The organism is Streptococcus pseudopneumoniae (genome assembly GCF_038148955.1).
Taxonomy (GTDB): domain Bacteria; phylum Bacillota; class Bacilli; order Lactobacillales; family Streptococcaceae; genus Streptococcus; species Streptococcus pseudopneumoniae_T.
Genome location: NZ_JBBJZY010000001.1, coordinates 20,451 through 32,486 on the forward strand (window position 1 = coordinate 20,451; position 12,036 = coordinate 32,486).

Here is a 12,036-nt window from a genome sequence, read left to right on the forward strand (position 1 = left end):
TCCCTTATTTGTTACAATAGCTTTGAAAACTTTTATTTCTTTGCTACCCAGCCGATGGCATCGCTTGGGGGATTTTCGGTATCAATCCAGATAAATTCAATACCGATTTCCCCATTTTTAAACTTGGTTAAACGAATACCGTTGATTTCCAGTTCATTGAGTCGTTGACCTGTCAAGGTTTCTATCTTATTCAACTAGTAAAATTAAGGGGGAACTAATACAAATCTTCTAAACTTCTATATTCAATAATTTCATTTTTGATAATATTCTTTTTAAATTCAAAATGTTTTAAAGGATTATCGATTAACACTAACTTTGGAATATCATCTAGGTTGGTGACTAGAGATAAAATAAAATCTGATTGAAACTCTTTGGCTTTTTCATATTCTCTGGCAGTCAATCGAATGCGACCCTTAGACTTTCGGATACCTTTTACTTCGGCAAGGTAAGAATGCTCTTGGACATCTACCTGAAAGTCATATCCATCACCATAAAGACGGGCATCGGTCAATAGTCCACCTTGGAATTTTTCTTCTTTATCAAAATGAAGGATAAAATAATTCTCAGCCTCCATTCCCGTTTCCTGTAGACGTTTGAATTTAGTTCGAATAATTGGTTTTTCAAGGGTAGTAATGCCTGTTCGCTTTCCTTCACTAGCAAGTAACATTTTAACGATTTCAGCATAACTATGAACATCTTCATTTCCAAACATCATATCAATTAAATCTTTACGAAAACGGTAAACTTCAGCTTTCTGCCACCAACCTTTTCGATTATTGTCAAAATAAGGATCAAATAAATCCATTCTATTTTATACAACCCCAGATGTTTCAGCAATTCCCAAAGAAACCACATAGCGATAAAACTCCGACTTACTAGAACATTGAAATTCTTTTATAAAAGGCTTGTCAAACTTGGCAAGACCGTAGCCAATTAAATTTAACAATTCATAATGCGGGTGCTTAGACATTACTTTCTCCATCAATAGATATTGATTTTATTATACCAAAAAACACGGCTCATCACCGTGTTTCTGTTTTTATTTCACCAACTTCTTCATCTCATCAATACGTGCTACGGTCGCGTCGTATTTAGCTTGGTAGTCGGCTTGTTTGTCGCGTTCTTTTTGGACGACTTCTGGTTTGGCGTTGGCTACGAAGCGTTCGTTAGAGAGTTTCTTGCCGACCATATCCAGTTCTTTTTGCCATTTAGCCAGTTCCTTGTCGAGACGAGCCAATTCTTCTTCGACATTGAGGAGGTCTGCCAGTGGTAAGTAAATTTCTGCTCCTGTGATGACGCTTGACATAGCAAGTTCAGGTGCAGGGATGGTTGATGCGATTTCCAAGTGTTCTGGATTTGTGAAGCGTTTGATGTAATTGACATTGCTGTTAAAGAAGGCTTCCAAGTCACTATCGCTTGTCTTAACAAGGATGGTGATAGGCTTGCTTGGTGCTACGTTTACTTCCGCACGCGCATTACGAACAGCACGAATCAAGTCTTTAAGGCTTTCTACGCCTGTGTGGGCACCAAGGTCTTCAAAGGTCGGGTTGACAGTTGGGTATTCTGCTGTCACGATAGAGCCTTCTGAGATTTGGCCAAAGATTTCCTCTGTCACGAATGGCATGATTGGGTGGAGGAGACGAAGGATCTTGTCCAGAGTGTAAAGGAGAACAGAACGTGTGATGACTTTCTCTTCTTCGTTGTCGCTATAAAGAACTTCCTTAGTCAACTCAACGTACCAGTCCGCAAACTCATCCCAGATGAAGTTGTAGAGGATGTGACCAGCGACACCAAACTCAAACTTATCAAAGTTGGCAGTTGCTTTTCCAATGGTTTCATTGAGGTTGTGGAGAATCCAGCGGTCTGTGACATTTCCAGCCTCCTTGTTGACCACTTTTTCGACATTGGCAGTTGCTTGCTCAAGGGTCAAGCCTTCATTATTCATGAGGATATAACGAGAGATGTTCCAAATCTTGTTAATGAAGTTCCATGAAGCATCCATTTTCTCGTAAGAGAAGCGGACGTCTTGTCCTGGTGCAGAACCGTTTGAAAGGAACCAACGAAGGGCATCGGCACCGTATTTCTCGATGACATCCATTGGGTCAATCCCGTTACCGAGAGATTTAGACATCTTGCGTCCTTGCTCATCACGAATGAGACCGTGAATCAGAACGTTTTGGAATGGCTGACGACCAGTGAATTCCAAGGATTGGAAGATCATACGAGACACCCAGAAGAAGATGATGTCGTAACCTGTTACCAAGGTTGAAGTTGGGAAGTAACGTTTGAAGTCTTCTGAGTCGACATCAGGCCAGCCCATGGTTGAGAATGGCCAGAGAGCAGAACTGAACCAAGTATCCAAGACGTCTTCATCTTGTGTCCATCCGTCACCTTCTGGAGCTTCTTCACCGACATACATTTCACCCTCAGCATTGTACCAAGCAGGGATTTGGTGACCCCACCAAAGCTGACGAGAAATTACCCAGTCGTGGACATTTTCCATCCATTGAAGGAAGGTATCGTTGAAACGAGGTGGGTAGAATTCAACTTTATCTTCTGTGTCTTGGTTGGCAATAGCATTTTTCGCCAATTGGTCCATCTTGACGAACCATTGAGTAGACAAGCGTGGCTCAACCACTACACCTGTACGTTCTGAGTGACCAACACTGTGGATACGTTTTTCGATTTTAACAAGGGCACCGATTTCTTCCAACTTAGCAACGACTGCCTTACGAGCTTCAAAACGGTCCATGCCTGCAAATTCAAAGGCCAAGTCATTCATAGTTCCGTCATCGTTCATGACGTTGACTTGTGGCAAGTTGTGACGTTGACCCACCAAGAAGTCGTTTGGATCATGGGCAGGGGTGATTTTAACAACACCAGTCCCAAACTCAGGATCAGCGTGTTCGTCTCCAACGATTGGGATGAGTTTATTAGCGATTGGAAGGACGACGTTTTTTCCAATCAAGTCATTGTAGCGTGGGTCTTCTGGATTGACCGCAACGGCAACGTCCCCAAACATGGTCTCAGGACGAGTTGTGGCAACTTCAAGGGCGCGTGAACCGTCTTCCAGCATGTAGTTCATGTGGTAGAAGGCACCTTCGACGTCCTTATGGATAACCTCAATATCAGAAAGGGCTGTGCGAGCTGCTGGATCCCAGTTGATAATAAATTCACCACGGTAGATCCAACCTTTCTTGTAAAGGTCCACAAAGACCTTACGAACCGCTTTTGACAAACCTTCATCAAGAGTGAAACGCTCACGAGAGTAGTCTACTGAGAGCCCCATCTTGCCCCATTGTTCCTTGATAGTAGTGGCATATTCGTCTTTCCATTCCCAGACTTTCGTCAAGAAAGATTCACGACCAAGATCATAGCGGGAAATGCCTTCTCCACGCAAGCGCTCCTCAACCTTAGCCTGAGTGGCAATCCCCGCGTGGTCCATCCCAGGAAGCCAAAGCGTATCAAAGCCTTGCATGCGTTTTTGACGGATGATGATATCTTGCAAAGTCGTATCCCAAGCGTGACCAAGGTGAAGTTTACCTGTAACGTTTGGTGGTGGAATCACGATCGAATAAGGCTTAGCCTTTTGATCGCCTGAAGGCTTGAAAACATCAGCGTCAAGCCATTTTTGGTAACGACCAGCCTCAACCTCGGCTGGATTGTATTTAGGTGAAAGTTCTTTAGACATGTGTTTGTCCTTTCTAGTTAGTAACAAGATTGTAAAATTCTTCTAATAATTTATCGCGGCGTTCTGTTATATTTTTTTCTTCAAAATTTTCTATGTTATCTCGTATATCTTTAATAAGATTTACATTAGAATTCTCGTACATACTTTTCTTATCAGTAGAATTGGTGTGTTCAGTATTCTCTAGTAGAACAAGATTTCCTAAATCATAAACAATGTCACCAAGTTCATTTTGATTTTCTCTATCAACAATGTGCTCAATTGATAAATCATACACATATTTCAAAGCTTTATTTGCAGTGTTTTTACCATCTAACCTAATTCTCTCAGTTTCAAGAGAAACTAGAATATATTTCGCTAAATCTCTCGCTTTTAAATCTTTTGCTCCTTTTATTTTATTACCTTTGTCAAAAACTTTTTTACTTTTCTTTATTAATTCTATGCTAGGAGAAACTGTGTCTAATTGATCTTTTATAAAATTATTTAAAGAGGAAGTGTCTAGCTTCTCTGCATTAAATTTATTTGCCATTTGTTTATAAATAGCTTGAATTTTATTGGTTGTTGAAGGACCTCCCGTAGCTTTTATAGAATTAAGAACATTGTATTTTGTCACCATTGAAATAATTGATTTAAATTGTTTACTTTTTATACGGTTATCATTCATAGCATTAAATAAACTCAAGAATGCCATTCTAAACTGTGAGTATCCTGATGCTTTCAATATCTCCAAATTTTTCTTAATAATAAAGTTATCATCCTGATTAAAATATTTTTTAGTTCCAAAAAGATCATCATCTTCAGATGGATTGCATATAACTCTATAGAATTCTACATACTTTATACAATTATCTAAAAAATTACTATATTCATCTTCAGAAATTTTCTTCGTAAAAGTTTCGAATAATTTAGTTTGAGTTGTGTTAATTCCAAGAGAGTTAAAAAAATAATAGAAATAATCCGAAATATTTTCGTCAAGTTTATAAAGTATATCTGTTATGTGATTCCACTTTCTAGATGTCTCATCATGTTCATCATCTAAAACTTCAAAAATCCGGCTCTTAATTAGATCAATTTCACTTAATCTTAATCCCTTAGAATTGAAATTTTGATAAATTTTATTAACATCTTTTTCATCAACAGAATAAATACAAATAACTGTTGAATTAAGCAATTGTTTCCCTAAATAATCTATGTATTTGATGTAATCCTTAGGATCCCATATAATATCAGGTTCTTTACTATTTAACCCTTCCAAAAGCCTTTCTTGTAATAATTGATCTTTTATGAAATCAAAAGCTTTTCGTAGAGTCTCTTGAGAAGTATTTGTTGTTTCTTCTTTAGAAGCATCATGTGTACCTAGCTTCAGAATATCATAAGGGAGAATCGGATTCAGATTTTTATTAACTAATCTAGTTTTTGTCACTGTCTTTCCATCAGAAAAATGAGGAAAAATTAAATTAGTATTATAACCATGTGAATAAGATTCATCATCTCCTGTATTAACATTATATGATTCTATAATGTCTTTGATACATGCTAAAAATAAAGTCATGGTTGTAAGACGTTGCTGACCATCAATAACCTTATATGGCTTTTCAACACTGGCTTTTGTAACATCTCCAACCAATAAAATTGTTCCAAAAAAATAATCTGTTATTTCTGTTTCAAAAACTACTTTTTTTCCACTTACTGACAATGAGAGGTTCTTTCTTATATCAGAAATAAAATCCCTATATTGCTCTTCTTTCCAAGAAAAGTCCCTCTGAAAATTTGGCACTTCATATATATTTCGTTCAGCGAATACTTGTTCTATTCTTTGATCTTTTGTTCTAAAATTCATAATTCCCTCCTGTTACGTAAATCCTAAAATAGCCCCTGCCATCTACATGACAGGGACGAATGTGTTTATCCGCGGTACCACCCAATTTCGGGCAGTTGCCCGCAACTCTCATCTTTAAAACAAAAAGACACTTTTATTTCAATTTTTCATCCATCAGCAACCAGTTTTGACACATTTGTGGACTTCTCAGCGCCGCCACTTTCTGTAAAATGTGGGATTCAAAACACCTCTAATGGCTCTATTGTAGCAAGATTTTTTCGGAAATGCAAGGCACAAGAAAAATTACTTGAACTTGATGCCGTTTTCTTTCAATTTCTTGATGGTAGCTGGGCCGATTCCTTTCAAGGCAAGGAGTTCTTTTTCAGTCCAGTTTTTGAAATCTGAAGCAGACTTGATTCCTTCATCGTAGAAAGTTTTAGCACGGTCAAGTGGAAGTCCACCCAAGTTTGCTGCAAAATCTTCTACAGAATTGGCTACTTTTTGAGCTTGCTCTTTGGTAGCTTCTACTGCTTGTTCAACCTTTTTAGAAACAACCTTACCAGCTTCGCTCGCTGACTGCTCTGCACGTTTCACGACTTTCTTTGTCTCTTCTACAACCTTCGTCACAGTACTTGAAAAAGCACCTGCGCGACGAAGGCTATTTCGTAATTGTTTTTTACGATTGAGTTTCTTTGACATGATAAAATCCTTTCAATAAAAAACCCCTGCTCTGACAAGGATTTAATATAAATATTCTATCAAGATTTTAGTGAAAAATCAAGAACCTTTCTCGTTTAATAATTTCGCTCACCAAACAAGCCATCTGGCAAATCATGGAATCCCTTGCCTGCTTTGAAGTTTTCAAACTTACCAAGCAAGAACTGATAAGCATCCAAGCGACTCTCATAGCGAATCATGGCATCTTTGGCACGTTCGTCTTGGTCTTCTTCGTAGACTTTTTGACTTTCCTTGTGCGCCATGTCGTTGATCATGATTTGGGTATTTACCCAAGCTTCAAATTCCTTCATAAATTCTTGTTCGTAACTCATTTTTTCTCCTTATTCTAATCCACGGAAATAGTCCGTATCAATCTCACGGTAGGGCTGAATATCCTGAACATACTCCAGCACACCTTGGAATTCTCCGTTTTCATCGTGTACTGCTGCGTAGGTGATGTGGACAAACTTACCTCGCGACTCAGACTTGAACCACATTTCATACTTGTCTTTGCTTCCCTCACGAAGTCCCTTCATGATAGTCTTGACCTTGTCCAAGTACTTAGGCGGATGACAGAGTTCAACATTACGCCCAACTTGGGACGGGGTCCGTTTGAAAATCATCTCATCAGCTGGCGTATTGTCATTGTAATACTGGAAAATATCGTCTTTATTGACAAAGGTAATCTCCATAGGGAGGTGATTGAGGATGAGATTGGCCTGGTCGACCGATAGATAACCATTACCAAAAGACTGCTGACTATGGCGATCCAACACTGCTTCCTTTTCCTTAGGAGTAAAGGTAATGGTAAACTGACCTTCTGGCATATCGATAACTTGCTGAACTTGACCCTCTGCCGTATCTAGCTGCACAGGCCCCTCTGCACTCTTTTCCTCAACAAAACTCTGGCGTTCTGGAACCCATTTCTCAGACGGACGGATGATGGCATAACCATAGGCATCGCTCTCCTCCGCAATCTGAAGCCAGTCATCCTGAGTAAAGGACTCAAGGAGAATCATGAGGAGGATGGACTCTTCCTTGAAAATCATACTTTCAAACTCTGTCGCAAAGGCTTCAAAATCTTCTTTTACAGTAGAAATCGGCACTTCAGGTAGTGACTTGGCTGTCGCTAAAGCTGTTTGAAAGAGCTCCCTAATCTGGTCATCCACTCCCCACATGACCTTAGGAGGTGAATCGTGTCCATAGCGCTCCATGATGGGGAAGAAGAGCTCTTCCTTACGCTGGTAATGAATATCAAATTGACCTACAAGTCCCATCTGACGCACCAAACCCTTACGCATCTCCGCAAGCATTTCTTCATCTTCCATAGACTCATAGGTATCTAACAGTCTCCGAATGCGAATCAAGGCCGCGCGGAGGGCCAGATTTTCTTCTTTGAAAATCCGAACTGGGTGACCTGGGTGCTCGGTATCTGCAACTTCGACATCCTTAACAGCATTTTTAAAAAGATTGGCATGGACATCACAGAGTTCCATGACATCTTCAAAGGTGACACCTGAGTCTGAGTTCATCAGCTCGTGCTCCATGAGGGAAATCTCTATGGCTGAAACGCCTGTAAAGGTCGCATCAAAACGCTCCTGAACCGACTCAGGAGAGGCGCCATTGTGCAATTCTAACAAAATATCCCGTAGGATATGAATCCGTTCATCTGCCATTAGTCTAATCCAATCACTTCGTAGCCATTCGCTTCCAGTATGCGGATAATCTTGTCCATAGGAGTTCCTTCCAGCTTAGACCCCTGCTTAAGCGATACTTTGCGACCGATAGTATTACGCATCAAGGGATTAGCAAGAGGTTTAAAACCCAGCTCCACTAGGATTTCCAAGACTTCTGGATGCTTGTCCACCACTTCTGCAACGGGAATTGACACATCGATGATATTGTCCATGACGACCTCCATTGTATGTTCTAAAATGATTTTACTGCTTATATTATACCATAAGGAAAGAGATTAAAAAACTAGCAGTGGAGTTCCTGCTAGTTCACTGCGACTTGGATAACCATCTAAATAAGTTTAAAGAGCCAATCCAGTAGCTTAAATAATAGCTTGTAAAATAATAATTGGACTGCAAAAGAGATGATCATCCAAAAGAATTTCACAATTCCAATAATCGGTTTGATAAAAATAATGGCAAGAAGTCCCCAGAAAAATTTCATTCTCTCTCCTCTGGCTTGATGAGCCACCGAGCCGTATCCATTAACTTGTCGGCAATAAAAAGTTTCCCCAGACCGACAACGGCGTGGTCATCTTTCTTTATCGTTTTCATTACTTTTACACCTTGCACGGTCAAAAAGTAATTACCATAAGTTTTAGCTAGAATTTTTATGAGTCCCATATTACTCTCCTTCGATGATTTCAGCCTCTTTTCGGATTGTTTCAACATCTTCTTGATATTGAACTTCACTATAGTTGACTAGCTTGGATAATTCTTTCTGCAAGCTTTCCCCCATTGGTTTCATAGTTGCAAAGGTTAAACCACCTGAAATGATACCTCCCAAGATAGGAATAAATTTCCCCATTCCTTTGGCCAGCCCTCCCTTGGTCAGATTCACACCAAATATTTTTAAGACTTTTTTCAAAATAGGGTACCAAAGCGTCTTTGTTAAAGCTTTATTAGGTACTGTTTTCATTACCTGTTTGGCAATTGTTATACCACCAGCACGTAGCAAGGCAGCGGTTCCATTTACCCCCAACATTACGCCTAGATAAAGCAAGAGGGTATTTTGAGCATCTTCACTCAACTCATCGCGTGAAGCCCAAAGATCCTCATATCCATAAATATAACCTAGTTCTTGGGCTAATTTTAGAGAAAAAGCATAAAATTGAGCCACATCCGCTGGAATGGTAATTGCCATAGCAATCCCTCCTGGTAATCCTGCAACAACAGACGTTCCACTCGCCAATAAAACATTATCCCGAATACAAGCATTAGCTACACGATCTAAGATTTCTTGAGATAGAAGAGTCGTTGGACCTTGTTCCAATAAGGTAGGAATGTCCTGTGGATCCAATTCTTTGGAAAACTTATCCACTAAAAATTTCGAACGATCAACCTTAACAACAGGTAGTTTCACCACTTGTTGCAATACTTGCATAGCCAACTCTTGTTCAGCCATATACAAACTCCTTTTACTTCTGTAAGTTATATTCTATGATAGCATACTCTTTTAAAGTATGTTTCAAATCCCCCTCAAAAATTTTCAAAAAATCCTTAGCAACTTATTTGTTAAAGATTTTTAATAGTCTTTGTAGAGACAGCTAGAATATTCAACTCCTACCTTTACAACATGATATTCTATCTGTGAACGATAGTCTATTATTGTTTCAACTAAAATGTTCCTTGAATACACACTAATACTCTTCGAAAATCAAATTCAAACCACGTCAGCGTCGCCTTACCGTACCCAAGTACAGCTTGCGGCTAGCTTCTTAGTTTGCTTTTTGATTTTCATTGAGTATAACTATGAACTTTCGAGTTTCATTTTATAAATCCATAATTTCTTTTTTCTTTCGATCAAATTCTTCCTGAGATAATATACCTGCATCTAAAAGAGATTTTAGTTTTGTAAGTGCTTCGATTTGCTCATCTAATGATAGACTTGGTTTCATGGCTTTTTCATCTAAACTTTGAGCCATATTCATTCCAAATATCATTCCAGCACTATCACCTAGACCATGTTGCTCGACTCCTGATGCAATTTTTTGTTGTGCTGCAATATTAGAAGCTTTCTGCGATACATCATCATAAGCTTTTAAATTCATCTTATTTGATGAAAATTGTTTAACCAATTCCTTAGATTCTGGTGAGAACTCAATATTAGCAATGGCAACTTTTACAATCTCAAATCCAAAACGTTCTTTCCAAGTCCCTGCATACTGTCCATCATTTGATACTTGGGTTGCAAGAACTGCAGCTTGTGAGGGTAATTGTGAAATACGATAAGTTGTTGACAAAGAATTAAGTGCAACAATAAAAGATTGAAGAAATTCTGTTACTATTTGTGATCTAGCTTGAGCACTGTCGAAAGTATAATAAGTCACATTGGCAGGAAGAAAGTTTCTGATAAATTGCTGAGCATCTGTAATTTGGATAGAAAATGTTCCAAAAGCACGTACTTCTAAATCTGTCCCATAAAACAAATCATTATACATGACTGGACCACGAGTTCCAAATTTAATATCACGAATTTCTCTTAAATTAACAAAACAAATCTGTTTTTGCTGATCACTTTGACCACCAAATCCAACACGATTAACAACATTGTCAAACAGTGACTTTTTCAATCCATCACCGTTAAAAACACTGCTCTCACCATTTTGGTATTCATATCCACCTGGTTCTGTAATAATTTCCTCGATACCAGACTGACTAAAGATAAAGGCAGCAGTATTTTCTGGAATAAAAATCTTGGATCCGTTGGAAATAACACCGACAGATCCCTTCGTATTGACACCCCTACCATTATTATTTTCTTGAATAATACCTGGACTTACAGCTGTATGTTCATCAAAAGCTTGAACTGTGATAATTTCTTTCCACTGGTCTGCAAATGTCCCACCAATAGAATCTGTGATGGCTTTTATCAACCCCATTTAATTGCCCCCTTATAAACTCTGCTCCATATCACAATAGGCACATCTTACTGTTTGCTTCACTTGACCTGACAAAGGTGCTCCACAAAAGCTACACTTCGTTGAAATCTTTTCTGGCTCTGCATCCTTAATCCCAAGCCCTGCTTTAAAAGTGTCAAATGTATCCTTAAATGTTTCTGCCAAAACATCTGCTCCAAACAAGCTGCTATCTCCCAAGGTTTCAAAATTACTTGTATCACCTGAAATCAATTTAATAATGTTTCTAGCCCACTTGTCAGTATCCTTAGTATTATTAAATGCAAAGATAGCTTGTCCGCCATTATAATAAATTTCCAGCCGTTTCACACCATTGGTTTTGGTTACTGAAACTTGAGGTTTCCCTTCAAAAATTTTAATCTGGTTAATGGGTATGGTAACTTGATCTTTTTTTCCTCCCCACAAACCTTTTTTGATATATATTAAGTGTAGATTTGTTAAAATTAATTCATCTGTAGACAAACCATTTTTCCCAAAACTCACATGGTCACTATTCATAACCATATATTCATGTGGCAATAATTGATAATCCATATTGAACCCCACTCTTCCTATTAAAGACTAGCTTTCCACTGCTCCACTTGTTCATGTAGATTATCACGATAATCTTTTAGAGTCTTAATCACTTCTTCTTTCCCTTGAATAGGTGCTTTCTTTAGTGGACCATATTGTTTTTTCAAATCTTCCATTTCTTTTTTAGTGCTATCTTTTAGTTCTTGGATAGCAGCGCTATCTTCTAAAACAGTTCCTTTAAAGGCTTCATCTGCTTCTGTATAGTAATTATCGATTATTTTCTCATTCATAATCAAGTAATCTTCATAGGTTTTTATAGACTCAATTGTCGTATCGCTAACATCTTGTGGGTTAAAATCGCTTGAACTGAGTTTTTCTTTTGCTTTAGCAAACAACCCCTTCTTTTCAGAACTACTAGATGAAGCTTCTGTTTGATTCTCACTAGAAGAGCTACTTGTTTTTTCAGAAAGAGAACTACAAGCAACTAGAGTAGAGACAGAAAGACATAGAAAAGCTAAACGACAAACTTTTTTTACATTATTCATTGATAGGATCTCCTTTTATTTATGAAATCATCATATCATATTTCCTAAAAAAAAAAAGCATTTTCTAATTAGTTAACATTAAAAAATACAGAATCCCTTTCTT

General features: G+C 38.3%; 11 protein-coding genes and 2 pseudogenes. All 13 read right to left on the reverse strand.

What is annotated here, in order from left to right:
- Positions 1-32: 32 nt before the first annotated feature.
- Positions 33-194, reverse strand: a pseudogene (locus tag WKI23_RS00085) (hypothetical protein); the annotation flags it as partial.
- Positions 195-214: 20 nt separating this feature from the next.
- Positions 215-970 (reverse strand): annotated as a pseudogene (locus tag WKI23_RS00090) (DUF3883 domain-containing protein).
- Between the two features lie 69 nt (positions 971-1,039).
- Positions 1,040-3,691, reverse strand: coding sequence for a valine--tRNA ligase (locus WKI23_RS00095; RefSeq protein WP_368078536.1), 2,652 nt, complete (start codon positions 3,689-3,691; stop codon positions 1,040-1,042).
- Positions 3,692-3,704: 13 nt separating this feature from the next.
- On the reverse strand, positions 3,705-5,528 hold the full coding sequence (locus WKI23_RS00100) for a DUF262 domain-containing protein (RefSeq protein WP_050202754.1): 1,824 nt from the start codon (positions 5,526-5,528) through the stop codon (positions 3,705-3,707).
- 282 nt (positions 5,529-5,810) lie between these two features.
- Positions 5,811-6,206 carry a helicase gene (locus tag WKI23_RS00105; RefSeq protein WP_368078537.1) on the reverse strand — a complete coding sequence of 132 codons (396 nt, stop codon included), beginning with the start codon at positions 6,204-6,206 and terminating at the stop codon, positions 5,811-5,813.
- Positions 6,207-6,301: 95 nt separating this feature from the next.
- Positions 6,302-6,556: a DUF1912 family protein gene (locus tag WKI23_RS00110; protein ID WP_000119706.1), complete on the reverse strand. Its 255-nt coding sequence runs from the start codon at positions 6,554-6,556 to the stop codon at positions 6,302-6,304.
- 9 nt (positions 6,557-6,565) lie between these two features.
- Positions 6,566-7,900: a DUF438 domain-containing protein gene (locus WKI23_RS00115; RefSeq protein WP_368078538.1), complete on the reverse strand. Its 1,335-nt coding sequence runs from the start codon at positions 7,898-7,900 to the stop codon at positions 6,566-6,568.
- The gene (locus WKI23_RS00120; RefSeq protein WP_368078539.1) at positions 7,900-8,133 is read right to left on the reverse strand and encodes a DUF1858 domain-containing protein; all 234 of its coding nucleotides are present in this window, start codon (positions 8,131-8,133) and stop codon (positions 7,900-7,902) included. Before WKI23_RS00120 ends, WKI23_RS00115 begins: the two co-directional genes overlap by 1 nt.
- 265 nt (positions 8,134-8,398) lie before the next feature.
- Positions 8,399-8,581, reverse strand: a complete 183-nt coding sequence (locus tag WKI23_RS00125) for a hypothetical protein (protein WP_049524272.1) — start codon at positions 8,579-8,581, stop codon at positions 8,399-8,401.
- A gap of 1 nt (position 8,582) precedes the next feature.
- A complete protein-coding gene (locus tag WKI23_RS00130; protein ID WP_368078540.1) occupies positions 8,583-9,362 on the reverse strand; it encodes a hypothetical protein in 780 nt (259 codons plus the stop codon).
- Between the two features lie 367 nt (positions 9,363-9,729).
- Positions 9,730-10,839, reverse strand: coding sequence for an SPFH domain-containing protein (locus WKI23_RS00135; protein WP_368078541.1), 1,110 nt, complete (start codon positions 10,837-10,839; stop codon positions 9,730-9,732).
- A gap of 12 nt (positions 10,840-10,851) precedes the next feature.
- Entirely contained in the window at positions 10,852-11,409 is a 558-nt protein-coding gene (locus tag WKI23_RS00140) for a hypothetical protein (protein ID WP_000386258.1), read from the reverse strand.
- Positions 11,410-11,429: 20 nt separating this feature from the next.
- A complete protein-coding gene (locus WKI23_RS00145) occupies positions 11,430-11,933 on the reverse strand; it encodes a hypothetical protein (protein ID WP_368078542.1) in 504 nt (167 codons plus the stop codon).
- Positions 11,934-12,036 lie beyond the last annotated feature (103 nt).

What these genes read in the sequence shown, in the direction of transcription:
- WKI23_RS00095 (WP_368078536.1), bottom strand. Translation starts at nt 3,691, where the DNA reads ATGTCTAAAGAACTTTCACCTAAATACAATCCAGCCGAGGTTGAGGCT.
- WKI23_RS00100 (WP_050202754.1), bottom strand. Translation starts at nt 5,528, where the DNA reads ATGAATTTTAGAACAAAAGATCAAAGAATAGAACAAGTATTCGCTGAA.
- WKI23_RS00105 (WP_368078537.1), bottom strand. Translation starts at nt 6,206, where the DNA reads ATGTCAAAGAAACTCAATCGTAAAAAACAATTACGAAATAGCCTTCGT.
- WKI23_RS00110 (WP_000119706.1), bottom strand. Translation starts at nt 6,556, where the DNA reads ATGAGTTACGAACAAGAATTTATGAAGGAATTTGAAGCTTGGGTAAAT.
- WKI23_RS00115 (WP_368078538.1), bottom strand. Translation starts at nt 7,900, where the DNA reads ATGGCAGATGAACGGATTCATATCCTACGGGATATTTTGTTAGAATTG.
- WKI23_RS00120 (WP_368078539.1), bottom strand. Translation starts at nt 8,133, where the DNA reads ATGGACAATATCATCGATGTGTCAATTCCCGTTGCAGAAGTGGTGGAC.
- WKI23_RS00125 (WP_049524272.1), bottom strand. Translation starts at nt 8,581, where the DNA reads ATGGGACTCATAAAAATTCTAGCTAAAACTTATGGTAATTACTTTTTG.
- WKI23_RS00130 (WP_368078540.1), bottom strand. Translation starts at nt 9,362, where the DNA reads ATGGCTGAACAAGAGTTGGCTATGCAAGTATTGCAACAAGTGGTGAAA.
- WKI23_RS00135 (WP_368078541.1), bottom strand. Translation starts at nt 10,839, where the DNA reads ATGGGGTTGATAAAAGCCATCACAGATTCTATTGGTGGGACATTTGCA.
- WKI23_RS00140 (WP_000386258.1), bottom strand. Translation starts at nt 11,409, where the DNA reads ATGGATTATCAATTATTGCCACATGAATATATGGTTATGAATAGTGAC.
- WKI23_RS00145 (WP_368078542.1), bottom strand. Translation starts at nt 11,933, where the DNA reads ATGAATAATGTAAAAAAAGTTTGTCGTTTAGCTTTTCTATGTCTTTCT.